This is a genomic window from Micromonospora sp. LOL_014, assembly GCF_048060245.1.
In the GTDB taxonomy this organism is placed as follows: domain Bacteria; phylum Actinomycetota; class Actinomycetes; order Mycobacteriales; family Micromonosporaceae; genus Micromonospora_E.
In genome coordinates this window covers 170,993-196,623 of record NZ_JBHMIP010000001.1, presented here as the reverse complement: position 1 = coordinate 196,623, position 25,631 = coordinate 170,993, and the positions used below count along the sequence as shown (strand labels likewise).

The following is a 25,631-nucleotide window of genomic DNA, read 5'->3' as shown; positions in this document are numbered from 1 at the left end:
CGTGCGCGCGCCCTCCCACGTCGGTCGGCTCCGACCCGCAGTCGCGGGTCGGGACGGTCACTCCTTGACGGTGATGCCCATCGACCGGGCGGTCCCGGTGATGATCTTCTCCGCCTGCTCGATGCTGTTCGCGTTGAGGTCGGCCATCTTCTTCTCGGCGATCTCCCGCAGCTGGGCGGCGGTCACCTGGCCGACCTTGGTGGTGTGCGGCACACCCGAGCCCTTCTGGATCCCGGCGGCCTTGAGCAGCAGCCGGGCAGCGGGCGGGGTCTTCAGCACGAAGGTGAAGGACCGGTCCTCGTACACGCTGATCTCAGCGGGCACGATGTCGCCCCGCTGGGATTCGGTCTGCGCGTTGTACGACTTGCAGAACTCCATGATGTTCACGCCGTGCTGACCCAGCGCCGGACCGACCGGCGGTGCCGGGGTGGCCTGACCCGCCGGCAACTGCAGCGTGAACGTCTTGACGAGCTTCTTCTTCGGAGGCATGTCACTTCCTGGGGCTTGATCTGGTGTTCCGCACCGGATCTGCGGGACGTCACCGGCGACTGGCCGTCGTCCGGCACGGGCTGGCGAGCCCTCGACACGCGCGCACGGTCAGGCGCGGCCCAGGGCCGACGTTCTAGGTTAGCGCAGCTGACGGCGGCAACCCCAGCTGGGGTTGCCGCCGTCGGTGCAGCAGTGGTTACGCAGGCTCCGAAAGACCCGCCGGCCCGGCTGAGCCGGAGTCAGATCTTGGCGACCTGGTTGAAGTTCAGCTCCACCGGGGTCTCCCGGCCGAAGATCGACACCAGCACCTTCAGCTTCTGCTGGTCGGCGTTGATCTCGCTGATCGTGGCCGGCAACGAGGCGAACGCGCCGTCGGTAACGGTGACCGAGTCGCCAACCTCGAAGTCCAGCACCTTGACCTCGGGCTTGGCCTTCTTGGGCTCGGCCGTCACCGCCGGGACGAGCCACTTGAGCACCTCGTTGAGCGACAACGGCGCCGGCCGGTCGGCCCGGTCGGTCGCCCCGACGAAGCCGGTGACGCCCGGAGTGTTACGCACGCAGGAGTACGACTCCGGGGTGAGGTCCATCCGGACCAGGATGTAGCCGGGAAAGACCTTGTTCTGCACCTGGAGCCGCTTGCCGTTCTTGACCTCGACCTCCTCCCGGGTCGGCACCTCGACCTGGAAGATGTACTCCTCCATGTCGAGGCTGGTGATCCGGGTCTCGAGGTTGGTCTTGACCTTGTTCTCGTAGCCGGCGTACGAGTGCACCACGTACCAGTCGCCTGGCGCGTAGCGCAGCTTCTGCCGCAACTCGGCGACCGGGTCGAACTCCTCGTCGTCGGCCTCGGCGGCGGGTTCGGCGACGTCGGTCGCGGAACTGTCCGGACTGTCCGGCCCAACGGCGGACCCGTTGGCGTCGGCCGGGGACTCGTCCTCCGCCCCGGCAGCGGGGACCGGTGGTGCGCTGGCGGCCTCAACCGACTCATCAGCCGCCGCCGTGGCCACCGTCGACTGGTCGTCGGTGACGCCGGCGGTCTCGTCGTACTCAGGCACGCTTGCTCACTTCCGTCACAAAATCAGCTGGGGTTGCCGAATACCCACAGCACACCCTTGGCGAACACGAAGTCCAGCCCGGCCACGATGGTCAGCATGACCGCGATGAACACGACCACCACGGCGGTGTAGGTCAGCAACTCCTTACGAGTCGGCCAGATGACCTTACGCAGCTCGGCGACCACTTCGCGGACGAACCGGATGATCCGCCCGAAAAACCCCACCCCGGCCTTCGCCTTCGGTCGTCCCTCCGACGACTCCGCCTTGGCCTTGCTCCGAGTGGCCGTGCCACCCTGTGCCGCCGGCTCGTCGTCGTCGACCTCGTCCTCGACCGACGTCTCGTCGATCGACTCGTCCTCGGGGCGGTCGTCCGCGGCGTCATCGCCACGCCGGTTCCTCTCGGCCATCTCGCCCTCCGTCGCGGTGGTCGGGTCGCGCGCCAGGTCAGACGCGCTGCGTCGTGCACGTCGGCCATTCCCCTTGCGGGACGGCCGCCAACGGGGACGGCAGCCGACCCACCGGGTCGGTCAGGCCTTGGGCGCAGGGGTGACAGGACTTGAACCTGCAGCCTGCGGTTTTGGAGACCGCTGCTCTGCCAATTGAGCTACACCCCTGTGCGGGTCGGTAACCCCACCCAACCCCGCGAGGCGCAGGGCCACGCAGGACTGAACAGGGGTCACAGGCCCCACGGCGGACCAGTGTACGGGTAGAACCACCACTTTCCCAACCGGTACCGGCACCGCGCGTACCCGGGCCGGTACCACCGGCCGTCAGCGCGAGGTACGAACCAGTGCCCGGGCCTGGCTGAGCACCTTTTCGCCGACGCAGGCGGCCGTCACGTCGATCCGGGTCAACCCCTCCTCGGTGGTGCCCTTGACCACCCCGGTCACCTCGATCTCGGTGCCTTCGTCGTCGTCCGGGACCACCACCGGGCGGGTGAACCGGACCGAGTACTCGACCACCGCGTCCGCCGATCCGGCCCACTGCGTCACCGCGCGCCCGGCCAACGCCATGGTGAGCATGCCGTGGGCGATGACCCCTGGCAGGCCGACCCCGGTGGCGAACCGGTCGCTCCAGTGGATGGGGTTGAAGTCGCCGGAGGCCCCGGCGTAGCGGACGAGGTCGGCCCGGGTGACCCGGAACCGTTGCGGAGTCAGCTCCATCTCAGTCCTCCCCCCGGACGACCAGCTTCATCCAGACGGTGACCACCGGCTCACCGGTGGCTGCAGTGGCGACCTCGGTACGGACGGTCAGGAAGTCATGTCCGCCCCGGGACATGATCTCCTCGATGGTGTCGGTACACGCCAGTTCGTCGCCGGCGACCACTGGGCGGACGTACCGGAACCGCTGGTCGCCGTGCACGACCCGGCTGTAGTCGATGGCGAGATCGGGGTCGGAGATCACCCGCTCGGCCGAGGACATGGTGACCGCCACCGGGAAGGTCGGTGGTGCGACCACGTCCGGATGGCCCGCTTTGCGGGCGGCGTCCGGATCGTGGTGAACGGCATCGCTGGCCCCGATGGCGGCGGCGAACTCGCGGATCTTCTCCCGCCCCACCAGGTACGTACCGCCGGGCGGGTAACTGCGACCGACTAAGGACGGATCCATGGGCATGCGCAGAAACCTACCCGCTGGCCGGCGCCCGGACGACGTGCGGGCCGCCCGGAACGGCGATGGTCAGCGGGTCTCGCGGTGCAGCGTGTGCTTGCCGTCCCGGGGGCAGAACTTCTTCAGCTCGATGCGGTCCGGGTCGTTGCGGCGGTTCTTCCGCGTGATGTAGTTGCGCTCCTTGCACTCCACACACGCCAAAGTGATCTTTGGACGGACGTCGGTCGCCTTGGCCACGGCGGGGTGCCTTCCTCGCTATCGGAACAACTACAGCGTGCCAGCGTAGCCTGCGGCAGCGCGGACATGCAAAGCGGGCGCCTGCGGCGCCCACCCGTACTTCGTACCACCGGCCTCACCCACGAAGCCGACCGTAGCGGTGGCCGGACTTGAACCGGCGACACAACGATTATGAGCCGTTTGCTCTACCACCTGAGCTACACCGCCGTGACGGGTCCAGTGGAACCCTCTGAGCCCCCTTACGGAATCGAACCGTAGACCTTCTCCTTACCATGGAGACGCTCTGCCGACTGAGCTAAGGGGGCCGAACACCCACCCGCCAGGACGGATGTGCACGGGTAAGAGTACACGGCCCGCCCCGCGAGGTGAAATCAGCTTGGCCCGGCCACGCCGCCGCAGGTCAGAGGCCCTGCCCGTCGCGAATCAGGCGCTACCGGTCGGCGTTCAAGGCACGGCCCGCAGCCGGCGAACCTCGCTGGACTGCAGGCTCTCCGGGTCGGCCTGGGCCTCGTACCAGGCGGCCAACCGCTCGTACGGCAACGGACGGCTGAACAGGAAGCCCTGCCCGACCTGGCAGCCGATGTCCTGCAGCAGCTCCAGGGTCAACTCGCTCTCCACCCCTTCGGCCACCACGGTCAGCCCGAACTGCTGGGACAACGTCACGACCGCGTTGACGATCGCCAGGTCCCCCGGGTCGGTTGCCATCCCCTGCACGAACGACCGGTCGACCTTCACCTCGTGCACCGGCAGCCGGCGCAGGTGCGCCAGCGAGGTGTAGCCGGTGCCGAAATCGTCGACGGACAGCCGTACCCCGAGGTCGCGCAGCCGCCGCAGGGTCGGCACCGGCCGGTCCGTACCGTCCAGCACACCGGGCTCGGCGATCTCCAGGGTGAGCAGCTCCGGAGCGACCTGCGCCTCGTCCAGCAGGGTCCGGACCAGCTCGGGAAACTCCGGATCGGTCAGGGTACGTGCGGACAGGTTGACGGCCACCGGCAACGGCTGTTGACCGACATTCCACTCCCGGCTGCGGCGCAGCCCTTCGCGCAGCACGAACTCGGTCAGCCGACCGACCTGACCGGTGTGTTCGGCGACCGCGACGAAGTCCTCCGGCGAGACCGAACCGTGGGTCGGATGCTCCCACCGGGTCAGACACTCGACCCCGACCAGCCGGCGGCCGTGCAGCGTCACCTTCGGCTGGTAGTAGACCTCCAGCTGCGTCTCATCGAGCGCGACCCGCAGGTCACCGGCGAGGCCGAGCCGGCGTACCGAACGGGACTCCAACGCCGGGTTGAACAGCTGGACGCCGCCGGACACCGACTTCGCCGCCGTTGCGGCCAGGTCCGCCCGCTGCAGCAACGTCGCGGCGTCGCTGCCGTGATCGGGGTGCACCGCGACACCGGCCACGGTGTCGACGTCCAGGGTCAACGCACCGAAGACCATCTGGTCGCGGATCTGGTCGCGGAGCTCGACCGCGAGCTGTACGGCGTACTCCGCAGCCTCCATCCGCAAGGTGACCACGAACTCGTCCCCGCCGCTGCGACCGACCAGCGCCGCCGACGGGGCGCTGGCCCGCAGCCGCCGGGCGACCTCGGCCAGGACCTTGTCGCCGGCCGCGTGGCCGAGCGACTCGTTGACCTGCCGCAGCCCGGCGACGTCGAAGAGGAGGACGGCAACCACTTCACCCGGGGTCCGGATGGCCACCGACTCGTCAAGCGCGGCGGTCAGCCGGCGGCGGTTGGCCAGCCGGGTCAACCCGTCGTGGGCCGCGTCGTAGCGCAGCCGGTCGACCAGGCGCGAATTCTCCACGGCGACCGCGGCGTGCACGGCGATCGCTTCGAGTAGCCGCAGGTCACCGGGCACGAAGTGGGAGATGTCCCCGAGCCGGCCGGATACCTCCAGGCAGCCGATCACCAGGGAGCCGGCTCGTAGCGGCACCACGACGGCGTCCTTCGTGCCCCATTGACGAAGTGCCTTATCGAACGGGCTGTCGCCGAACTTCGCCCCGACGGCCAGCGAACTCCCGGTCTCGAAGACGTGTTCGCGGATCGATTCCGGGGCACCGACCGTGTCAACCAGCCCCTGTCCGTCGGCGGTCGCGGACAGCAGCACCTCGGGATAACGCCCCTGTTTCGGCAGCCAGAGTGTCGCGTACTCGGACTGCAGCACCTCGCGGACCCGCTTGAGCAGTACGTCGACGATCGTCCCGTCGTGCGGCGTGTCGGCGATCGCCCGGGTCAACGCGTAGATCTCGGAGAGGGTGCGGTTCTGCCGCAGTGACTTCGCGTACGACCGGTAGGCCAGCACGAAGAAGGTGATCAGCGCGACCAGCAGGATCAGCGCCCAGTCGCTCTGCGCCAGCAGGATCAGCACCACCAGACCAAAAGTGATGTTGATGGATGCGACGACCAGGGCGGGGACCGTCGTGGTGGTGAGTTCCTTGGTGGACAGCCGGCCCTGGGCCAGGGTGATCACCACGAGCACGGCGACCAGGGTGATGATCTGGCAGGCGATCATCGCCCCGACCAGCGTCAACCAGGTACGCGGCTCGGCGGCGTCGAGCACGTCGGCGTTGACGACGATCGCGGTGGCGATGGACGTGCTGGCGGCCACGTTCGCCACGTTGAACCACAACTTGACGGGCGGCTGCCGCCGGCTCAGATGACCGACCACGGCGGCCAGCACCCGACCGATGATCAGAGTGAGTGGCGGCAGGAAGAACAGACCCAGCAAGAACGGGATCTCACCGATGTTCAGGGTGAACGACTGCCGGCGTACCTCGAACAGCAGGATTGCCGCGTGCGCGGCGAGGAACAGCCCGAAGAACAGCAGGCCCAGCGGCCAATCTCCGGTCGGATTGGGGTGGTTGATGGCCAAGGCCACAGAGATGAGTACGGCTATCAGAGCGAGTGGCCCGGTTACGAACCAGGCCCGCCTGGAAGAATGCCGTGAGATCGCCTGTGGCCTTGGCACTCGATCCCCTTGGTGTCGGATGCGGCGATCAGGTCCAGCTGAAGTCGTAGAGCGAGAGCCGCGAATCCACCATGGCGTCGAAGCCGTACTTGTCCACCGGGGAAACCACAGGCACTTCGTCACCGACCGTAACCCAGGCTTGGGCAGCCTGGGCGGCGGTCCCAGCGGTGAACGAGACAGCAATCCCGAGTGCGGCGACCGCGACGACCCTGCCGAGCCGGCGGCCCATCGTGTGTCCACGCATGTTACAGACTCCCGTCCAAGGAGGCGAATGAGTTACGCGAATGAGGGGCAGAGTCCCGATGGTGCCACACCGGACCGCACCAACGGTAGGTTGACGCGGCCGGCCTGCACCTTCAGCACCGCCCATCCTAGCCAATCGGACGAGGAGAACCTTAGCGGCAGCTTTGCCCTGCGGCTTTCGTCCCGCTGCTGCTCCAGCCGGGTGATCCGGCTCGACGACAGCCGGTGGCGCCGCGAAGAGGATTGGCGGGCACGAACACTAGGCAAACCCCGCACTGAGCGACGCGACTGGGTGAATATCATGACCGACATGCCGGATTTATTACGAATCAACGAGGGAAGTGATTTGTTGCTCTTTTATGCAACTAAAATTCGGGATAGATGATCAACTGGCCGAGTCATCAGCCAGCCGACAACAGACCATCGCAGGGTCTCGACGCTAAGCCCTGCCGGCCACTCGATGGCGCCCTTTTCGGTCACGGCTCGGTGTCGGTGGCTACTCACCAGTTCGGTAATCGCAGCCCAAACGGTGTACTGCGGCCAAGAACACCACCAGTCGGATCGACAGCGCCGGCGGGCGCGACCAGTTGATGCACCTCTCTCCTGCCGACTGGGAGCACCCGGGCCTGTCGTTGGTTCCCAACATCCGCCGCACCTTGGGGTCCGGAGCCTTGGTCCTGGGAGCCAGGGACGGCTGGATCTGGCCGGACCGGGCGGGACGACTCGCCGCCCGTACGACAACAGCCCTTGACCTGTTGGTGCAGGTCAAGGGCTGTTGGTGCGCCTGGTGGCGGGTAGAGGATTCGAACCTCTGTAGCTTTCGCGACGGATTTACAGTCCGCTCCCATTGGCCGCTCGGGCAACCCGCCAGGGCGTGCCGCCTCGTCACGCGGGGCGACGCAGGAAAGGATAGCGGCATGCCGGGGCTCTCCCGCAACCGGGTACCGTCAGCGGGAGTCAACTGTCCGGCAACGACCGATACACCGTCCGAGACCCGCGCACCGTCCGAGACCCGCACTGGCAGGGAGCAGACCATGGCAGCCAACCCGTCGTTCGACATCGTGAGCAAGGTCGACCGGCAGGAGATCGACAACGCCCTCCGGCAGACCGAGAAGGAGCTGTCCACCCGCTTCGACTTCCGTGGCACTGGCGCTGAGATCACCTGGTCCGGCGAGGAGGCCGTGACGTTGCAGGCGGAGACCGAGGAGCGGGTCAAGGCCAGCCTGGACGTGTTCAAGGAGAAGCTGGTCAAGCGGAACATCTCGCTCAAGTCGCTGGACGCCGGTGACCCACGCTCGTCGGGCAAGACCTACAAGATCGACTGCAAGGTCATCCAGGGCATCGAGTCGGACAAGGCCAAGGCGATCAGCAAGAAGATTCGCGACGACGGGCCCAAGGGTGTCCAGGCACAGATCCAGGGCGACCAGCTCCGGGTCACCGCCAAGAAGAAGGACGACCTGCAGGCGGTCATCGCCCTGCTCAAGCAGGAGGACTTCGGCATCGCCCTGCAGTTCACCAACTACCGCTGACCCGGCTCAGGCCGGATCGCCGAGCAGGGCTCGGTCCAGGTCGACCGACGCACGGGCCTCGGCCCGGCTGATCGGACCGGCCGGCCAGCCGGCCAGCAGCGCAGCCAGGGCGAGCGCGGCGGCGGCGAACAGGAACGCCGCCGCCGGGCCACCAACGCGGTCCACGAGCACCCCGGCGACCGCGCCGCCGGCCGCGCTGGCACCGACCGCCATGGTGGTCACCCAGGTGTACGCCTCGTTCAGCATGCTGACCGGGGCGATCCGGCCGACCATGGTGTTCTCGACGGTCAGCGCCGGGGCGATCACGGCGCCGCCGAGCGTCAGTGCCACGCCCAGGGCCAGCGGGTGCGGCATCACCGCGTACACGACGAAGCTGGCGGCGACCCCGGCGAGCAGCCAGGCGAACTGCCGGGAGGCGTCGACCGCCGGTCGGCGGATACCGAAGTAGATCCCGCCGGTGGCGCTACCGACGGCCCAGACCGCCAGCAGTACGCCGGCGAGGCTGCCGCCGTCGTCGTTGGCGCCCAGGTAGTTGGAGGCGTACGCGGGCACCGCCACGCCGGCCGTACCGAAGCCGATGCCCAGCCCGCCGACGCAGGCGAGCAACGCCGGGAAGCCGGGCACCCGCAGCGGGCCGAGACCCCGGGCGTGACCTTCCCGCAGGTGGGGTCGCCAGCCGCGCATCGCCCTACCGAGGGCAACCACGGTGGTGCCGGCCAGGGTGAGTACGGCCGCGGCGACCAGTGCGGCCGCGGCGTCGGCGATCACGACGAGCCCGGCGACGAGCAGCGGGCCGATTACGAACACCACCTCGAAGATGGTGGTCTCGGCGGCGAGCGCGGTGTTGCGCAGCGGGTACCGGCCGCTGGCCGGGCTGGTCAGGTTGTTCCAGGCGCCCCGGATCGCGGCGCTGAGCGGCGGATAGCTGGCACCGGCGAGGCCGGACACCAGGAACACGGCCAGGATCGAGCCGCCGCTGCGGGTGGCGAACAGCAGGGCGATCAGGGCGACCGGGTGGGCGATCCCGGTGGCCAGCAGCACCGGGCTCGGGCCGAGCCGGTCGGCGATCCGCCCGGCGACCGGGCTGAGGGCCGCACCGGCGAGGGCGTAGACGCCGCCGGCGATCGCGGCGAGTGAGTACCGGCCGGTGGAGTCGCTGATCACCAGCAGCAGGGCGAGCGGGGTCATGCCGATGCTGAGCCGGCCGATGACGCCTGGAATCAGCAGGGTGGGTCCGCCGGGGATGCGCCAGACGGCAACGTACTTCCGCAATCCGGACACTGTTCCGTTCCCTTCACCCTGACCCGCTGACGGCCCCGCACCCCACCGCATTATGTCCGGTACGGGGTGCGAGGCCGCTCACATAGGCGAGTTCACAACCGGCGTTGCACTGGGCCGCCGGCACCGGCGTACGCCAGCTGCTCCAGCCGGGCCACCCGCTGCTCCATCGGCGGGTGGGTGGAGAACAGCGCGGCGAACCCGCCCTTGCGCAGCGGGTTGTCGATCATCAGGTGGGCCGAGCTGGCCAGCTGGCCCTCGGCCGGCAGCGGCATGCGCTGCGTACCCATGTGGATCTTGCGTAGCGCGCTGGCCAGCGCGAGCGGGTCGCGGGTCAGTGCGGCGCCGGAAGCGTCCGCCTGGTACTCGCGGTTGCGGCTGATCGCCAGCTGGATGATCGACGCGGCCAGCGGGCCGAGGATCAGCATGGCGAGCAGCGCCGCCGGGTTCGCGCCCTCGTCGTCGTCCCCGCCGCCGAGCGGCAGGAACCAGGCAAGGTGGGCCAGCATGGTGACGATGCTGGCGAGCGACGCCGCGACGCTGGAGATCAGGATGTCCCGGTTGTAGACGTGGGACAGTTCGTGCCCGATCACCCCGCGCAGCTCGCGGTAGTCGAGGATCTGCACGATCCCCTGGGTGACGCAGACCGCCGCGTTGGCCGGGTTACGCCCGGTCGCGAACGCGTTGGGCTGCATGGTCGGGCTGACGTAGAGCCGGGGCATCGGCTGCCCGGCCTCGGCGGCCAACTCCCGGACCATCTGGTGCAGCGCCGGAAACTGCGCTTCGCTGACCGGCTGGGCCCGCATCGAGCGCAGCGCGATCTTGTCGGACCAGAAGTAGGTGCCGGCGTTCATCGCCAGCGAGACTCCGACGGCGATCATCAAGCCGCCGCTGCCGCCGAACCAGTAGCCAACGCCGAGGATCATGGCGGTGAGCAGGCCGAGCAGGGCTGCCGTCTTGAGACCGTTGTGGTGGCTGTGCACGTTCACTCCCTCTCCACCGGGTCGTCTGGAGGACCCCACGGCAGGTGCAACGCTCACGTACCCACAGCGCATCCCGCAATAGCTGAGAATTAGCTGTCAATCAAGACCTGGCGGGCATGTTTCACTCATTCAGAAACTCTCACTCAGCCCGCGACGACGCCAAAGACCACCTGTGGTGCGAATCCGAGCAGAACAGCCAGAACGGTCGCGACGGCGAGCGTCGCCACCACCGGCCACGCCACCGCGCCACCAGGTGCCGGTGGCGGTGTCGACTTCGGCGCCGGCTCCCGGGCGTACAGCGTGGCGCTGACCCGCAGGTAGTAGACCAGGCCGAGGACCGCATTCGCCGCGACCACCAACGCCAGCCAGCCGGCCCCGCCGACCAGCAGCGACCGGACCACCGCCACCTTGGCGAACAACCCGGCCAGGCCCGGCGGCAGACCAGCCAGCCCGATCAACGCCAGCGTCAGCGCCGCACCGACCCACGGCCGACGGCGGGCCGCGCCCGCATACGCGGCGATCGGACCGCCGTCGCCGGCCGCCGGCCGCAACGCCACCACCGCAGCGAAGGCGGCCAGCTCCAACAACACGAAGAAGACGGTGTACGCGAAGACCGCCGCGACGGCCACCGCCTGCTCCTCGACACCCCGACCGGCCACCCCGGCGGCCGCCGCCAGCGGCACCAGGATGTAGCCGGCCTGCGCGATCGACGACCAGGCCAGCAGCCGCACCATCCGCCGCTGCCGCAACGCGACCAGGTTGCCGACCGTCATGGTCGCCACCGCCAGCACCGCCAGCACCGGCCCGGACGCGGCCAGCTGCGGGGTGAGCCCTTCGGTCACCACCGCGACGATCGCCACCACGCCGCCGAGCTTCGACGCGGTCGACAGGTACGCGGCGACCGGCAGCGGCGCACCGTCGTAGGTCTTCGGTGCCCAGGCGTGCAGCGGCACCGCCGCCACCTTGAACGCCAGGCCGGTCAGCAGCAGCACCACACCGACCCGGGCCAGCCGGGCCTGCCCGTCGGCCGAGCCGCCGAGGACCGTACCGGCCGGCTCGGCCAGGCCGCTGGCGCCGGCGAGCAGGTCGAGGTGCACCGCGCCGTACGCGGCGTACAGCAACGCGACGCCGAGCAGCGCCACCGCCGTGGACACCACGCTGACCACGAAGAAGCTCACCGCCGACTCGGCCGAGGCGGCCCGCTGCCGGCGCAGCCCGACCAGGATGTACAGCGGCAGGGTGAGCGTCTCCACCGCGACGACCAGGGTGATCAGGTCCCCGGCGGCACCGAGCACCACCCCGCCGGTCATCGAGCAGGCCAGCAGGAAGCAGTACTCGCCGGCCGGCACCGCACCGGAGTTCAGCAGCGGCGCGGACAGCGCGAGCACGGCAGCGGTGAGCGCCGCGAACAGCAACGTGACCAGGGCGGCCCGGCTGTCGGCGACGTACGAGCAGGCGAACCCACCGTCAACGAGCCCGCCGCCGGGCAGTCCGCCCTCGGCGGGTACGCCGGACGGCGTACCGCAGAAGGTGGCCCGCGCCGGATGCGCCAGCGCCACCAGCGCGGCGAGGCCGACCCCGGCGGCACCGGCGACAGCGGTCGCCCCGGTGACCGCCCGCCGGCCGACGAACAGGTCGGCCAGCAGCACCGCGACCGCCGTCGCCGCCGCCAGGTACGCCGGCAGCAGCGCCAGGTGGTCGATCGTCTGTGCGGCAGTCCCGTCGGTCACCGGATCACCTCCAGCAGGATCGTGACCGGCGACTCGGCGACGCCGAGCACCAGCGCCGGTACCAGCCCGATGGCCAGCGCCAGCAGCACCAGCGGTGCCCAGGCCAGCGCCTCGGGCCGGCTGATCGCCGGGGCGGGCGTCACGGCCCGGACCGCCGGGCCGGCCGGGCCGTGGGTGACCCGGCGCAGCATCCGCAGCAGGTACGCGGCGGTCAGCGCCGCGCCGACCGCCGCCGCCACGGCCAGCGTCGTCCACAGTGCCCCACCGCGCTGCCAGGCGGCGACGACAGCGAACGCCTCACCCCAGAAGCCGGCCAGGCCGGGCAGGCCGAGGGAGGCGATCGCCGCGTAGCCGAGCAGCCCGGACAGCGCCGGGGAGCGTTCCCGCAGTCCGCCGAGATCCGCCAGCTCGCCGGTGTGGTAGCGGTCCTTGACCGCCCCGGCGAGGAAGAACAGCAGGCCGGTGATGACGCCGTGGGCGATGTTGCCGATCAGCGCGGCCTGGATGCCGGTGGCGCTCAGCGTGGCGATGCCGAGCAGCACGAACCCCATGTGTCCGACGCTGGAGTAGGCGATCAGCCGTTTCAGCTCGGTCTGCGCCAGGCACACCAGGGAGCCGACGATGATCGCGGCGACGGCGAGGGTGCCGAGCACCGGGGCGGCCCAGCGGGCTCCTTCGGGGGCGACGCCGACGGCGACCCGGATCAGCCCGTACGTGCCCATTTTGAGCAGCACCCCGGCGAGGATCACGCTGCCGACGGTGGGTGCCTGGCTGTGCGCGTCGGGCAGCCAACTGTGCAGCGGCCACAGCGGTGCCTTGACCGCGAAGGCCAGCGCCAGCAGCGTGAACGCGAAGAGCTGGGTGCCCCGGCCGAGTCCGTCGCCGCCGGTGAGCACGGTCAGGTCGGCGGTGCCGGCGGCGGTCGTCACGGTCACCACGCCGACCAGCAGCAGCACCGACCCGGCCAGGGTGTAGACGGCGAACTTGGTCGCCGCCCGCCGGTGCGCGCCGTCGGCCCGGTCGCCGCCATCGGCGGTACGGCCGCCGCCGCCCCAGCCGGCGATGATCGCGTACATCGGCAGCAGCACGACCTCGAAGAAGACGAAGAACAGCACCAGGTCGAGGGCGAGGAAGGTGCCGACGATGCCGACCTCGACGACCAGCAGCAACGCGACCAACGCCCGCCCGTTGCGACCCTGCGGGGCGCGCCAGACGGTGTACGCGCAGCAGAGCAGGGTCAGCCCGGTGGTGAGCAGCACCAGCGGGTACGAGATCCCGTCGACGCCGAGGTGGAACCGCAGGTCCAGGGCCGGCACCCAGGGCAGGTCGAGCTGATGCCAGGGCAGCACCCCGGGCGGGCCGTCCAGCGGTGGACCGTACGCGAACCAGCCGACCCCGGTCGGATCCCCCAGCAACAGCAGGCTGACCAGGAACGTCACCGCCGCGAAGACAGTGCCGGTGATCCGGCCGGCCCGGTCGCCGCCGACCGGCAGGGCGAGCAGCAGCGCGCCGAGAGCCGGCACGACCAGCACGGCCAGCAGGGCGAACTGCCCGACGGTCCACCCGTCGTCGGCGTACGTCATCATCGGCGGCCCCCGCTCATCCCGCGCTCCCCAGGGCGACGGCGGCGGTCGCCAACCCGATCAGCAGTACGCCGGCGAGGACCATGGTGACCGCCCGGGGCAGCGGGGCGGTGTGCCGGCGGCGCAGCCAGTCGCCCAGCCCGGTCACCGCCCGGCCGGTGCCGGTGACCGCGCCGTCGACGCCGGACTCGTCGCCGACCCGGGCCGCGGCGGCGAGCGCCGTCACCGGGCGGACCACCACGGCCCGCTGCACCGCGTCGAGCCAGAACGCCGCCGCGAACGCCGGCCGCAGCGGGCCGAGCACCCGCGCCGGGTCGGCGGCCGGGTCACGTCGGTGCAGCCACACCGCCGCGCCGACGCCGACGGCCAGCAGCAGCACCGGCAGCACCAGATCGGGACCGAAGTGGACCAGCTCGTCCGGCGGGGCACCGAGCCAGCCGGTGAAGGTGGGGCTGAACGCGGCCAGGCCGAGCAGCCCGGCCGGCACGGCCAGGGCCAGCACCGGCCAGCGCATCAACGCCGGCGGGTCGTGCGGGTGCACGCCGGCGGGCACCCGGGACGGCCCGAGGAAGGTACGCAGCAGCAGCCGGGTGGCGTACCAGGCGGTGACCGCCACCCCGACGAGCCCGGCGGCCCAGACCAGCCAGCCCAGCCACGCCGGCACCGGCCCGTCGCCGGGGTGGCGGGCGGCTTCGGCGGCCGCGTACAGCACGCTCTCCTTGCTCCAGAAGCCGGCCAGCGGCGGCAGCCCGGCGAGCGCGCCGAGCCCGACGGCGGTGGCGGCGAAGGTGACCGGCATCGGCCGGCGCAGCCCGCCCATCGCCGACATCAGGTTGCTGCCGACGGCGTGGATCACGCAGCCGGCGGCGAGGAACAGCAGCGCCTTGAACGCGGCGTGGGTGAGCAGGTGGAACAGGGCGGCCGGTGGGGAGCCGACGGCCAACGCGCCGGTCATGTAGCCCAGCTGGGAGACGGTCGACCAGGCCAGTACCCGTTTGATGTCGTCGGCGGCGGTGGCCGCGAACGCGCCGAGCAGCAGGGTGACGACGCCGAGCACGCCGAGCAGTATCAGCGCGGCCGGGGCGGCGACGAAGACCGGGTAGAGCCGGGTCACCACGTAGACCCCGGCGGCGACCATGGTGGCGGCGTGGATCAGCGCGGAGATCGGCGTCGGGCCGGCCATCGCGTCCGGTAGCCAGGTGTGCAGCGGGAACTGGGCGCTCTTGCCGGCCACCCCGGCGAGCAGCAGCAGCGCCGCCGTGGTGACCGTGGCCGGCGGGTAGTCGTGGGCGAGCACCTCGGCGATTTGGAAGCTGCCGGCACCGATGCCGAGCACCGCGATGCCGAGCAGGAATCCGACGTCACCGACCCGGGTCACCAGGAACGCCTTCATGGCCGCCGCCGGTGCCTCGGGCAGCCGCCGGTCGTGCGCGATCAGCAGGTACGAGCAGGCGCCCATCACCTCCCAGCCGACCAGCAGCATGATCAGGTCACCGGCGACGACGACCAGCAGCATCGCGGCGGTGAACAGGCTGACCTGGGCGGCGTACGCCGGGTAGCGGTCGTCGCCGGCCAGGTAGGCGACGGAGTACAGCTGTACGGCGAGCGCGACCGCGCCGACCGCGACGGCGACCAGGGCGGCGGGGCCGTCCAGCCGTACGCCGAAGGTGACCGCCAGCCCGCCGACGTCGACCCACGACCGGGACTGCTCGACGGTCGGTGCCCCGCTGGCCAGCAGCGCGACGGCGACGGCCAGCGCGGCGGCGGCACCGCCGACGCCGAGCCCGGCGGCGACCCGCCGTCGGGTGGCGGGCAGCGGGTCGGGTCGCAGGCTGACCAGCAGGCCGACCAGGGCGGCCACGAACGGTACGGCGGGCAGCAGGTGGCCCAGGGTCGACCCGGTCACCCGGTCACCTCCTGCCGCTCGGCGACGCTGCCGGTTTGTTGGTCTGCGTCGAGCGGCCCGGCTGCGTCACCGGCGAGCGGCACGTCGTCGACGACCACGCTGGCCCGCAGCCGGTACAGGTGCAGCACGATGGCCAGCCCGACACCCACCTCGGCGGCGGCGATCACGATGATGAACAGGGCGAACGTCTGCCCGGTGTACGGCAGTGCGGCGCGCACCGTGGTGTCGGCGGTGACCAGGACCAGGTTGACGGCGTTGAGCATCAGCTCGACCGACATCAGCAGCAGGACGGCGTTGCGGCGGCGCAGCACGCCGTACAGGCCGAGCCCGAACAGCGCGGCGGCGACGAGGTACGGGATGACCGGGCGCATCAGCCGCGCCCGCCCGGCTCGGGCCGTTCAGCCTGCCCGGCCTGCTCGGGCTGTGCGCCGACGTCGGGGCTCGGCGCCGCGCCGACGTCGGGGCGGGACAGCACGATCGCGCCGATCAGCGCGGACAGCAGCAGCACCGACAGCACCTCGAACGGCAGCACCCAGCTACCGAAGACGGCTTCACCGAGCCGGTCGGCGGTGCCGGCGTCGGGCAGGTCGACGCGCGACCAGCGGTACGCGTCGACGAACAGCGCGGCCAGCCCCAGCCCGGCCCCGCCGCCGATCAGCGCGGCCGGCCAGCCGGGCCGGTCCAGGTCGGTGGCGGCACCGATCGGTGCGCGGGTGAGCATCACCGCGAACAGCAGCAGCACCACGACCGCGCCGACGTAGATCAGCACCTGCACCCAGGCGACCAGTTCGGCGGTCAGCACCAGGTACAGGCCGGCGACGGCACCGAGGCAGCCGACCAGGTAGAGGCCGGCGCGGACGATGTGCCGGGTGGTCACCACCAGGGCGGCGGCACCGACGGCGACCGCGCCGAGGGCGAGCAGCAGCACGTCCGTACCGGTCACGTGGTCGCCCCACGGGCAGGCCGACCGGGTGCGGGTCGGCCGGGTGCGGGTCGGCCGGGTGCGGCGGCCTTGCGGGCGGCGGCGGTCTCCTCCTTGGCTGGTTCGCCGTTCGGGTCGTGCGCCGGTGGCGGCGGTACGCTCGCCATCCACTCGCCGAGGTGTTCCTTGTCGTGCAGCAGGTTCCGGATGTCGTACTCGGCGTACTCGAACTCGGGCGACCAGTAGAGCGCGTCGAACGGGCAGACCTCGACGCAGATGCCGCAGTACATGCAGAGCGAGAAGTCGATGTCGAACCGGTCGAGGACGTTGCGCTGCCGGGCCCGGGCCGCCCCCGGCACCTGCACCTCCTCCTTGTGTGAGTCGATGTAGATGCACCAGTCGGGGCATTCGCGGGCGCAGAGCATGCAGACCGTGCAGTTCTCGGCCAGCAGCGCGATGACCCCACGGGAGCGGGGCGGCAGGTCGGGGGCGACGTCCGGGTACTGCTGGGTGTGGGCCGGGGAGACCATCGTCTTGAAGGTCGTCGCCAGACCTTTCAGCAGCCCTTCGCCGTGGCCGCCGCTGTGCCCGGTCGCGCCGTGTCCGGTCGCGCCGTGTCCGGTGTCGTGCTCGTCGCCGCTCATGCCGGTCGTCCGCCGCGTCGGTCCATGCGCCTCATCCTGCCGAATCCGTGCCGGGCACGCGAGCACCTGATCTCCGTTGCCTTCGATCTCCGCTGTTTCCGGTCTCCGTCGCCGATTGCCACGCTGTCACCAGCGGCCGAGGCAGGCGTGTTCCGGATCCGGTGCGACGACCGGCGGCTGCGGGTCCGGGCCGGCGGTCAGATCGACCAGCACCCAGGCCGCCGTGGACGTCGACCAGCGGTCGGCGGGGAAGTCGCGGATCTCCACGATGGTGCCGTACTCGGCGAACTCGGCGGCGACCCGGGTCACGTAGTCGTCCGGCGCGCTGCTCAGGTTGCGGCCGTGCACGTACCAGACCCGGTCGGCGTCACCGAGCCACTCACCGAACGCCTGCGGGTCGCATTTGTCGTGACCGGACGGGTACAGCCGCACGGTACGCGGCGCCAGGTCGTACTGCGGCCCGTACCAGACCACCATCCGGTAGCTGAACCAGTAGAACAGCACGACGTCGCCGGGCCGGGCCCGGTCGGCCACGTCGGTGAGCGCGGCGGGTCCGGCGTCCTTCATCCGTGGGTCGATCGCCTGCCGGTACGCCGCGACGGCCGCCGGGTGGGCGATCACCGGCAGCACGGCGGCGGCCACCAGCAGTGCCAGGGACGCCACCGCCACCCGGCCGACCCGCCGCACCCCGGTGCCAACGCGCGAAGTCAGCCCGGCGCTGGCGCGCAGGGCCAGCCGGACGCCGCCGTCCAGGCCGGCGACGACCAGGATCACCGTCGGGGCGATCAGCCAGGTCGCCACCCGGTCGGCGAGCGGCAGACCACGGGCCGCCGCGGCGGCCACCGCCACCAGCAGGGTCCCGCCGAGCATCGCCGCCCACAACGGCCGGCGCCGCCAGATCAGCACGGCGACGCCGGCCACGGCGAACAGCAGGACCAGCAGCGGTTGCCGCCAGTCCAGGGTCACCGTGACGAAGCTGGACCACATCCGGGGCAGCCAGGCGAGGATCTCCACCGGCCCGGAGCCGGCCGGTGGGGTGCCGTCGGCGAAGTAGTCGGACTGGCCGGGCATGAACGGGAACCGGCGGCGGCGGTGGATCAGGTAGCCGGCGAAGGCGACCGCCGGCGCGGAGCCGGCGAGCAGGACCACCGCGTCGGTCCAGCGGCGGCGCAGGGCGAGCAGCAGGGTCATCCCGGCGACGGCACCGGCGAGCACCAGCACCGCGGTCAGGCTGATGAAGACGGCGACCAAGGTGGCCGCCGCCCAGCCGACCGGGACCAGCCAGCGGCACCGGCCCCGGCGGGGGCCGACCGACGCCAGGTACCGGTCACCGAGCAGCAGTACCGCCAGGGCGACCGCCGACTCGACGGCGTACTGCTTGAGCTCGCCGACGTAGGTCAGGATCATCGGCGCGGCGGCGACCAGCGCGGTCGCGGCGACCGCCGCCCACCACCCGGCCACCCGGCGGGTGATGATCGCGGTCAGCGCCAGGACGGCCAGCATGCCGGCCAGCGACGGCAGCCGCAGCACCCGTTCGCCGTCGCCGAACGCCCACCACAGGGTCTTTTCCAGCCAGAGCCAGCCGACCGGGGCGACCTGCTGGAACTCCATCCCCCGGGTCAGTTCGAGGAAGGTGCGGCGCAGGTTGATGGCGATGGCGGTCTCGTCGTTCCACAGCCAGTTGCCGGCGGCCCAGACCATGATCTGCCCGGCGGCGCCGGCGGCCAGGGTCACGGCGAGGGCGACCCGGGCCGGCCAACGCAGCCGGTGCCGAGCCAGCTGGCGCAGCCGGTGCCGGGGCGTCCGCCCGGTGCTGGCCGACGGCGATCCGTCGGGCTGGTCGACCCGACCGTCCACACGCTCCTGGGTGGACGTGACGCCGGTCATCCGATGGTCACCTTCACCCCTGCGGTGAGCACCAGCTGGGCCAGGGCAAGCGGCACCAGCACCAGCCAGCACAACCGTTGCAGCTGGTCCTCGCGCAGCCGGGGGAACGACACCCGCAGCCAGATGATCACGAACGCGACGGCGAAGACCTTCAGCAGCGTCCACAGCCAGCCGAGCTGTTCGACGCCGAACGGCCCCTGCCAGCCGCCGAGGAACAGCACGGTGGTCAGCGCGGCGATGACGACGATGCCGGCGTACTCGGCGAGCAGGAAGAACGCGAACCGCAGCCCGGTGTACTCGGTCAGGTAGCCGAAGACCAGCTCGGAGTCGGCGATCGGCATGTCGAACGGTGGGCGGCGGATCTCGGCCATGCCGGCGAGGAAGAACACGATCAGGGCGGGTGCCTGCCAGAGCAGCCACCAGGGCCGCCACGCTTCGACGATGCCGGACAGCGACAGGGTGCCGGCAGCCATCGCGACGCTGGCGGCGGCGAGCACCAGCGGCAACTCGTAGGCGAGCAGCTGGGCGGCGCCGCGCAGCCCGCCGAGCAGGCTGTACTTGTTGGCCGACGCCCAGGCGGCCATCAGCACGGCGACGACGCCGACGCCCATCACGGCCAGGACGAAGAACAGGCCGACGTCGAGCGGTTGGCCGACGAGGTCGCCCGGCCCGAGCGGGATGACGAGCAGGACCAGCAGGTACGGCACCAGGGCGATCGCCGGGGCGAGCCGGAACACCGGCCGGTCGGCGGCGCGCGGGGTGATGTCCTCCTTCTGCACGAACTTGACGCCGTCGGCGATGAGTTGCGCCCAGCCGTGGAAGCCACCGGCGTACATCGGGCCGAGCCGGCCCTGCATGTGCGCCATCGCCTTGTGTTCCAGCTGCCCGACGAGCAGCGGCAGGGTGAGGAACGCGACGACGACGGCACCGACCCGGATCGTCAACTCCAGCCAGAGCGGCATCAGGGCGTACCCCCGTCGGGTCGGCCGCCGTCGGGGCCGGCGTCGCGCGCGGACCGCGTACCGCCGTCGGGGTCGGCGTCGGGCGCGGACCTGGCGGCCTGCGGACCCCATTCGGTCGGCAGTGGTACGCCCGGTGGCCGCATCGGGGCCCGCCGGGCTCCCCCGCCGCCGCCGGCCGGTTCGCCCGGCTCCTTCGCGCCCGGCCACGGCTTGGCGACCCGGGCGGCGAGGACGAACTCCTTGCGCAGCGGGTGGCCTTCGAACTCGGGGGGCAGCAGCAGCGGGGTGAGGGCGGGGTGGCCGACGAAGTGGACGCCGAACATCTCGTGGGTTTCCCGCTCGTGCCAGTCGGCGCCGGGGAAGACGTCGACCACGGACAGCAGTTCGGGGCGTTCGCGCGGCACCCGGGTGCGCAGCAGCAGGCCGTGCCGGTGCCGGGTGGACCACAGGTGGGCGACGATCGCGAAGCCGTCGTCGAGCTCGTCGACGGCGGAGAGCCAGTCGAAGAAGTCGCAGGCCAGGTCGGCGTCGTCGCGGGCGGCGGCGAGCGCGGCCGGCCAGCTGTCGGCCGGTACGTCGACGGTGGCCCGGGCGTACCGGTCGCCGCCGCCGGAGACCGTGGCGGTGACCTGCGCGGCCTCCGCCTCGGCCTCAGTCGCCGACGCAGCCGCCGGCCGGCCGAGCAGGCTGACCAGGTGCGCGCCGATCTCCTCGGGGGTCATGGGTCTGATCCTAAGGGCGCGGGTGGGGCGCGAGCGGGTCCGACATTTCCCGTGTAGGTCCGGACCTGCGGGGAAACACCCCTGGCATGCGTGCGCTGACTGTCACCCCGGGCAAGGCCGACTCGTTGCGGCTCGTCGACGACGCGCCGGAGCCGTCACCCGACGAGGGTGAGGTGCTGGTCGAGGCGGTCGCGGTCGGCATCTGCGGCACCGACGGGGAGATCCTCGCCGGTGACTACGGCGAACCGCCGCCGGGCCGGGACACGCTGGTCCTCGGCCACGAGTCGCTGGGCCGGGTGATCGAGGACCCGAGTGGGACGACGCGGCCGGGTGACCTGGTCGCCGGGATCGTCCGGCGGCCCGACCCGGTGCCGTGCCGGTACTGCGCGGCCGGCGAGTGGGACATGTGCACCAACGGGCGGTACACCGAGTGCGGGATCAAGGGGATCGACGGGTTCGCCCGGCAGCGGTGGCGGGTGCCGGCCGAGTACGCCGTACCGCTGCGGCCGGAGCTGGGGCTGGCCGGGGTGCTGCTGGAGCCGACCAGTGTGGTCGCGAAGGCCTGGGACCACGTCGACCGGATCGGCGCCCGTGGCTTCTGGGCGCCGCAGCGGGTGCTGGTCACCGGGGCCGGACCGATCGGGCTGCTGGCGGCGCTGCTGAGCGTGCAGCGCGGTCTGGAGACGCATGTGCTGGCCCGGGGCACGTCGGGGCCGAAGCCGGAGCTGGCCCGCAGGCTGGGTGCGACGTACCACGCGGTGCCGGTGGAGGAGCTGGACTTCGACCCGGACATCATCATCGAATGCACCGGCGCGCCGCCGGTGGTGCGTGAGGTGTTCAACAGGTTGGCGCCGAACGGCATCGGCTGTCTGACCGGGATCAACGCCCACGCCCACCACACCGAGCTGGACCTCAACGAGTTGAACCGGTGCCTGGTGTTGAAGAACAACGTCATCTTCGGCACGGTCAACGCCAACCGCCGGCACTGGCAGCAGGCCGCCGACGCGCTGGCCCGCGCCGACAACGACTGGCTGACGAGCATGATCACCCACCGGTACGGTCTGGACGACTACCAGCTGGCGTACGCCGAGGAGGAAGGCATCAAGACGGTCATCGAGTTCTGACCGTTTCGACCCCTCAGACCCAGGGCAGCTGGCCGTTGCGGAACAGGTCGACGAAGATCCGGTGGTCGGTGCGGGCGCGGGCACCGTACCGGTGGGCGAAGTCGACCAGGCCCGCGACGAAGCCGGCCTCGTCGGCGTCGATCGCCGCGACGATCGCCTCCTCGGTCGAGTAGTCGACCAGGTCGTGGCTGGACTCGTCGTCGGCGACCGAGTGCATCCGGGCCACCGAGTGGGCCAGGTCGGTGACGACGCCGGTCAGCTCGTCCTGCTCGTTGACGTCGGACCAGTCCAGGTCGGCGGCGTACGGCGACACTTCGGCGACGAGCTGGCCGACGCCGGCCAGCTCGGTGTAGCCGAGCCACGGGTCGGCGTGGGCCTGCAACGCACGCTGCGACTCGGCGGTCCGGTGGCCCTGGTGCCGGAAGTACGCCCGGACGCCTTCGTCGTGGACGTGCCGGGCGACGGCCGGCACCTGGGCCTGCTTCATGTAGACGACGACGTCGTTCTCCAGCGCCTGGGTGTGGCCTTCGAGCAGGATGCTGTACGACGGCAGCCCGGCCGAGCCGATGCCGACGCCTTTGCGCAGCACGATGTCCTTGATCTGGGCGGCGACGGCGCGACCGCCACCGGCCCGGTGCGGCAGCGTGGCCAGGTATTCGCCGAACGCGGCGGTGACCGCGGCCCGGGTGTCGTCGTCGACCTCGTACACCCCGTCGCGGATGATGAACCGCCGCTCGTAGTCGTTGATGGTGGTGAGGTTCTCCAGCAGGCCGACGCGGGTGTTGAGCCGGGCCTCCTGCAGCACGTGGCGCAGCACCCCGTCGGCGTTGGCGAGGGTGATCGAGCCGATCGCCTCCTCACCACCGGCGACGATGGCCCGCAGCTCGGCCAGGTAGGCGGTGGCGAAGGTGCGTACCAGGGTGCCGATGATCTCGTCGGAGAGCGCCTTGGCGTAGCCGATCAGGGCGAGGCTGGCGGCGAAGCGGCGCAGGTCCCAGATGAACGGGCCGACGTACGCCTCGTCGAAGTCGTTGACGTTGAAGACCAGCTCGCCGGAGCCGTTCATGTAGGTGCCGAAGTTCTCGGCGTGCAGGTCGCCGTGGATCCAGACCCGGCTGGTCTGCTTGTCGCAGAAGCTGTCGTCGTTGAACGGCCCGTCGGGCTCGGTCTGGTCGGCGTAGAACAGGCAGGCGGTGCCCCGGTAGAACGCGAACGGGCTGGCGGCCATCTTGCGGAACTTGCGGCGGAAGGCGGCCGGGTCCACCGCCATCAGCTCGCCGAACTCGGCGGTCAGGATGTCGACGATCTGCGTCGCGCGCTGAGAATCACTCACGTTCGCGCAGGCTACCGCGCTTCAGCAACCGCGCCACTGAGCGCCGGGTCAGATCCCGGCGGTACGCCGAGTCAGCTCGGCCCGTTCAGCGGGTCGGGCACGGTCATCGGCCGCTGTCCGGCCTCGGTCTCGGCCTGCTACATCCAGACCCGCGACGCCTCGGGATGGACCCCCGGCCTGGTCGGCGAGCAGCCGGATCGCACCGACCGCATCGGCCGGGTTCCCGGTGGGCTTCGACCACCAGCCGGGTCGCGCGCTCACGCAGTTCACACCATCCGCCGTCAAGACCTCCTGATTGACATCTGTCAGATTCAGAGAATACGGAGAGAGGGTCGTGCCGGTAGGGTTCCGGCGAGTTCGGTCAACCTCTACAACGGAGGCTTTGGTGGGAAGATCGCACGCAAGGATCAGTGCCCTCGTCGGGGTCATGCTCGTGGTGACGGGCGCAGCCGGTTGTAGTGGGGGCGAGGAGGCCGCCAGCGTCGAGGTGCAGCTGCGGGTGAATGTTTGTGCGGACAGCGACGGTGGTTGTTTCGCACTCGGAGTCCCGGAAGCGGATGTGTCGTTGGTGAACTTGGAAGGTCAGGTCTTGGCGACTGGAAGGTCGGACGCCGCCGGAAGGGCTCTACTCCCGAGAAATGATGCGACTGGCGAGGTACGCATCATCGCGATCTCGCCATTAATTGAGGGAGGGCGTAATGAGTCGCCGTTGGTGCTGCCGGACGAAGGCGGGGCCAACATCACGATTGGAGCCGGCTGGACCTTCTCCCCGGCAGGTGATTGAAATGCTGTCGCGGCATGCCGCAAGCTGCCAGAGTCAGCGGACAAGACCGACCGGCGCGGGATCCGATCGGATCCTGCCGAGCCACCCGAGGCGAGACCGCTCAGCTCGGCGGCTTGACGACCGGTGCGGTGAGCGCGTCAACGCCGCGCGCGGGCTGCGAGCCGGGTGCCGGACCGGGCCCCGGGTCGGTCGGGTCGCTGGCCCGCTCGACGGAGACGTCGGCCGGGGACGCGAGCGGGTCGGGCCGGTGCACGCCGCCGATGCCGGACCGTTCGGCTGCGATCTTGTCCTGCAGCCGCAGGATGCCGTGCAGCAGGGCTTCGGGCCGGGGCGGGCAGCCGGGCACGTACACGTCGACCGGGATCAGCTGGTCGACGCCCTTGGTCACCGAGTACGAGTCCCAGTACGGGCCGCCGCAGTTGGAGCAGGCACCGAACGAGATGACGTACTTGGGTTCGGGCATCTGGTCGTACAGCCGCTTGATCGCCGGCGCCATCTTGTCGGTGACCGTGCCGGAGACCACCATCAGGTCGGCCTGGCGCGGCCCATGGGCGAACGGGATGACGCCGAGCCGGATGAAGTCGTGCCGGCCCATGCTGGTGGCGATGAACTCGATCGCGCAGCAGGCCAGGCCGAAGTTGAACACCCACAGCGAGTAGCGGCGACCCCAGTTCAGCACGAACCGGATCGGCTCACCGAGCACCGCCGGCACCTGCACCACCGCCCCACCACCTCCTCCGACCCCGCTCCCCCACACGTACGCGCCCCCCAGTCAACCACAACGGTGGTACGGAACCAGTCGTGTCGTGCCGGCCTTGATCGATCGCCGTACACCTGCCTCCTCACGCCACCGCGTCATCGAAGATGTGCTGTCGATGCCACGCCAGATACTTGGCATCGGGAGGAGTCGCGTCGTCGGGCAGGAGTAGCCGCTCGGCCAAGGGCGGGCGCCCGAACGCGGCACGCGCGGCCGGATCCGCCTGGACGGCGGCGGCAAGCGCAGGCTTGAGGTGGATCCGCAGCCCACCGTTGACGGCCATCAGGCCGGTGTCGAACGCGACATCGTGCGTTGGGCAGGCGGTCAGACCGTTGCGGGCGTCAAGCCGCTCAGCATGGGTGGACTCCCGCCAGGGCTTGATGTGACTGGCGATGAGCATCCGGGCTGCCCGCTTCTCGGGCAGCGCGGTCGAGAGGCCACAGAAGACGCAGCGATGCCCGTGGTTACGCAGCACCTCGCTCGCAAACCGATGCTGACCGACGCGAACGGCCGCCATCAGCAGGCGTTCCGTCGTCCGCTCGTCCAAGCCAGCCCGCGAAGCGCGCCAGACCTCCACTGCAGGTCGAACAGCGGACGCGATATCCGCCTCATCTAACTCGCTCTGGCCGAGCAGGAGAAGATCGTCCTCATCGTCTGCGAGGCGCAGGAAATCGGGCAGAGCCTCTGGGCCGATACCAACACTCCGCGCGGAGGTGATAAGGAGTCGGTAGACCTCACCAAGCTGTCCAGGCTCCGCGAGGAGCCGTGCGGCTACTTCGACCTCATGTTTCGCGCCGTTACGTCGACTTCCGTCGAGGTTCGCCATCTTGGCTAGGACACTACTGTTGGGTCTCCTAAATAGCCGCGCGAGCGTGGGTACCGGTT

The 25,631-nt window shown here is 70.8% G+C and carries 25 protein-coding genes and 4 tRNA genes; 3 read left to right on the top strand and 26 right to left on the bottom strand.

Annotated features, from left to right (window positions below; translation table 11 throughout):
• Positions 1-57 precede the first annotated feature (57 nt).
• The 11 genes from rplK to ACFHW1_RS00850 form a co-directional block, all read right to left on the bottom strand.
• Positions 58-489: a 50S ribosomal protein L11 gene (rplK, locus tag ACFHW1_RS00900; RefSeq protein ID WP_416551266.1), complete on the bottom strand. Its 432-nt coding sequence runs from the start codon at positions 487-489 to the stop codon at positions 58-60.
• Between the two features lie 239 nt (positions 490-728).
• Positions 729-1,544, bottom strand: coding sequence for a transcription termination/antitermination protein NusG (gene nusG / locus ACFHW1_RS00895; RefSeq protein ID WP_416551265.1), 816 nt, complete (start codon positions 1,542-1,544; stop codon positions 729-731).
• Positions 1,545-1,567: 23 nt separating this feature from the next.
• A complete protein-coding gene (secE, locus tag ACFHW1_RS00890) occupies positions 1,568-1,951 on the bottom strand; it encodes a preprotein translocase subunit SecE (protein WP_416551264.1) in 384 nt (127 codons plus the stop codon).
• Positions 1,952-2,085: 134 nt separating this feature from the next.
• Positions 2,086-2,158, bottom strand: a tRNA-Trp gene (locus tag ACFHW1_RS00885).
• Positions 2,159-2,314: 156 nt separating this feature from the next.
• A complete protein-coding gene (locus ACFHW1_RS00880) occupies positions 2,315-2,707 on the bottom strand; it encodes a MaoC family dehydratase (RefSeq protein ID WP_416551263.1) in 393 nt (130 codons plus the stop codon).
• A gap of 1 nt (position 2,708) precedes the next feature.
• Positions 2,709-3,158 carry an FAS1-like dehydratase domain-containing protein gene (locus ACFHW1_RS00875; RefSeq protein WP_416551262.1) on the bottom strand — a complete coding sequence of 150 codons (450 nt, stop codon included), beginning with the start codon at positions 3,156-3,158 and terminating at the stop codon, positions 2,709-2,711.
• 63 nt (positions 3,159-3,221) lie between these two features.
• A complete protein-coding gene (rpmG, locus tag ACFHW1_RS00870) occupies positions 3,222-3,389 on the bottom strand; it encodes a 50S ribosomal protein L33 (RefSeq protein ID WP_046567246.1) in 168 nt (55 codons plus the stop codon).
• A gap of 134 nt (positions 3,390-3,523) precedes the next feature.
• A tRNA-Met gene (locus ACFHW1_RS00865) sits at positions 3,524-3,596 on the bottom strand.
• 25 nt (positions 3,597-3,621) lie between these two features.
• Positions 3,622-3,694, bottom strand: a tRNA-Thr gene (locus ACFHW1_RS00860).
• A gap of 139 nt (positions 3,695-3,833) precedes the next feature.
• Positions 3,834-6,359, bottom strand: a complete 2,526-nt coding sequence (locus tag ACFHW1_RS00855) for a putative bifunctional diguanylate cyclase/phosphodiesterase (RefSeq protein WP_416614649.1) — start codon at positions 6,357-6,359, stop codon at positions 3,834-3,836.
• 28 nt (positions 6,360-6,387) lie between these two features.
• Positions 6,388-6,603 carry a hypothetical protein gene (locus ACFHW1_RS00850; RefSeq protein WP_416589859.1) on the bottom strand — a complete coding sequence of 72 codons (216 nt, stop codon included), beginning with the start codon at positions 6,601-6,603 and terminating at the stop codon, positions 6,388-6,390.
• A gap of 27 nt (positions 6,604-6,630) precedes the next feature.
• Here ACFHW1_RS00850 and ACFHW1_RS00845 point away from each other — a divergent pair, with 27 nt between their 5' ends.
• Positions 6,631-6,987: a hypothetical protein gene (locus ACFHW1_RS00845; protein ID WP_416551259.1), complete on the top strand. Its 357-nt coding sequence runs from the start codon at positions 6,631-6,633 to the stop codon at positions 6,985-6,987.
• Between the two features lie 400 nt (positions 6,988-7,387).
• Here the strand turns inward: ACFHW1_RS00845 and ACFHW1_RS00840 are convergent.
• Positions 7,388-7,471: transfer RNA gene (locus ACFHW1_RS00840), tRNA-Tyr, on the bottom strand.
• A 165-nt stretch (positions 7,472-7,636) separates the two neighbouring features.
• On the opposite strand from ACFHW1_RS00840, the gene ACFHW1_RS00835 reads away from it, so the two are divergent.
• The gene (locus ACFHW1_RS00835) at positions 7,637-8,131 is read left to right on the top strand and encodes a YajQ family cyclic di-GMP-binding protein (RefSeq protein ID WP_123607343.1); all 495 of its coding nucleotides are present in this window, start codon (positions 7,637-7,639) and stop codon (positions 8,129-8,131) included.
• 6 nt (positions 8,132-8,137) lie between these two features.
• On the opposite strand, the gene ACFHW1_RS00830 is transcribed toward ACFHW1_RS00835, so the two are convergent.
• The 11 genes from ACFHW1_RS00830 to ACFHW1_RS00780 form a co-directional block, all read right to left on the bottom strand.
• Positions 8,138-9,412: an MFS transporter gene (locus ACFHW1_RS00830; RefSeq protein ID WP_416551255.1), complete on the bottom strand. Its 1,275-nt coding sequence runs from the start codon at positions 9,410-9,412 to the stop codon at positions 8,138-8,140.
• Between the two features lie 92 nt (positions 9,413-9,504).
• Positions 9,505-10,392: a zinc metalloprotease HtpX gene (gene htpX / locus ACFHW1_RS00825; RefSeq protein ID WP_416551405.1), complete on the bottom strand. Its 888-nt coding sequence runs from the start codon at positions 10,390-10,392 to the stop codon at positions 9,505-9,507.
• 143 nt (positions 10,393-10,535) lie between these two features.
• Positions 10,536-12,122 (bottom strand): NADH-quinone oxidoreductase subunit N, encoded by a 1,587-nt coding sequence (locus tag ACFHW1_RS00820; protein WP_416614648.1) that lies wholly within the window; start codon positions 12,120-12,122, stop codon positions 10,536-10,538.
• Complete coding sequence (locus ACFHW1_RS00815) at positions 12,119-13,705, bottom strand: complex I subunit 4 family protein (protein ID WP_416614675.1); 1,587 nt, start codon at positions 13,703-13,705, stop codon at positions 12,119-12,121. Before ACFHW1_RS00815 ends, ACFHW1_RS00820 begins: the two co-directional genes overlap by 4 nt.
• A 16-nt stretch (positions 13,706-13,721) precedes the next feature.
• Complete coding sequence (locus ACFHW1_RS00810) at positions 13,722-15,611, bottom strand: NADH-quinone oxidoreductase subunit L (RefSeq protein WP_416614645.1); 1,890 nt, start codon at positions 15,609-15,611, stop codon at positions 13,722-13,724.
• Positions 15,608-15,982 (bottom strand): NADH-quinone oxidoreductase subunit NuoK, encoded by a 375-nt coding sequence (nuoK, locus tag ACFHW1_RS00805; protein ID WP_416551252.1) that lies wholly within the window; start codon positions 15,980-15,982, stop codon positions 15,608-15,610. Before nuoK ends, ACFHW1_RS00810 begins: the two co-directional genes overlap by 4 nt.
• Positions 15,982-16,554, bottom strand: a complete 573-nt coding sequence (locus ACFHW1_RS00800; protein WP_416551251.1) for an NADH-quinone oxidoreductase subunit J — start codon at positions 16,552-16,554, stop codon at positions 15,982-15,984. The genes nuoK and ACFHW1_RS00800 overlap by 1 nt, the downstream gene beginning before the upstream one ends.
• Positions 16,551-17,177, bottom strand: coding sequence for a NuoI/complex I 23 kDa subunit family protein (locus tag ACFHW1_RS00795; protein WP_416567402.1), 627 nt, complete (start codon positions 17,175-17,177; stop codon positions 16,551-16,553). Before ACFHW1_RS00795 ends, ACFHW1_RS00800 begins: the two co-directional genes overlap by 4 nt.
• 126 nt (positions 17,178-17,303) lie before the next feature.
• On the bottom strand, positions 17,304-19,064 hold the full coding sequence (locus tag ACFHW1_RS00790; RefSeq protein ID WP_416551249.1) for a hypothetical protein: 1,761 nt from the start codon (positions 19,062-19,064) through the stop codon (positions 17,304-17,306).
• Positions 19,061-20,026: an NADH-quinone oxidoreductase subunit NuoH gene (gene nuoH, locus ACFHW1_RS00785; RefSeq protein WP_416551248.1), complete on the bottom strand. Its 966-nt coding sequence runs from the start codon at positions 20,024-20,026 to the stop codon at positions 19,061-19,063. The genes ACFHW1_RS00790 and nuoH overlap by 4 nt, the downstream gene beginning before the upstream one ends.
• Positions 20,026-20,748 carry an NADH-quinone oxidoreductase subunit C gene (locus ACFHW1_RS00780; protein ID WP_416614643.1) on the bottom strand — a complete coding sequence of 241 codons (723 nt, stop codon included), beginning with the start codon at positions 20,746-20,748 and terminating at the stop codon, positions 20,026-20,028. Before ACFHW1_RS00780 ends, nuoH begins: the two co-directional genes overlap by 1 nt.
• Positions 20,749-20,834: 86 nt before the next feature.
• On the opposite strand from ACFHW1_RS00780, the gene ACFHW1_RS00775 reads away from it, so the two are divergent.
• Positions 20,835-21,872: a glucose 1-dehydrogenase gene (locus ACFHW1_RS00775; protein ID WP_416567398.1), complete on the top strand. Its 1,038-nt coding sequence runs from the start codon at positions 20,835-20,837 to the stop codon at positions 21,870-21,872.
• Between the two features lie 13 nt (positions 21,873-21,885).
• On the opposite strand, the gene ACFHW1_RS00770 is transcribed toward ACFHW1_RS00775, so the two are convergent.
• From ACFHW1_RS00770 to ACFHW1_RS00760, 3 genes are all read right to left on the bottom strand, one after another.
• Positions 21,886-23,142 (bottom strand): DUF2252 domain-containing protein, encoded by a 1,257-nt coding sequence (locus ACFHW1_RS00770; protein ID WP_416614673.1) that lies wholly within the window; start codon positions 23,140-23,142, stop codon positions 21,886-21,888.
• A 947-nt stretch (positions 23,143-24,089) separates the two neighbouring features.
• The gene (locus ACFHW1_RS00765) at positions 24,090-24,707 is read right to left on the bottom strand and encodes an NADH-quinone oxidoreductase subunit B (protein WP_416551402.1); all 618 of its coding nucleotides are present in this window, start codon (positions 24,705-24,707) and stop codon (positions 24,090-24,092) included.
• Positions 24,708-24,831: 124 nt separating this feature from the next.
• Positions 24,832-25,572: an HNH endonuclease gene (locus ACFHW1_RS00760; RefSeq protein WP_416614641.1), complete on the bottom strand. Its 741-nt coding sequence runs from the start codon at positions 25,570-25,572 to the stop codon at positions 24,832-24,834.
• Positions 25,573-25,631 lie beyond the last annotated feature (59 nt).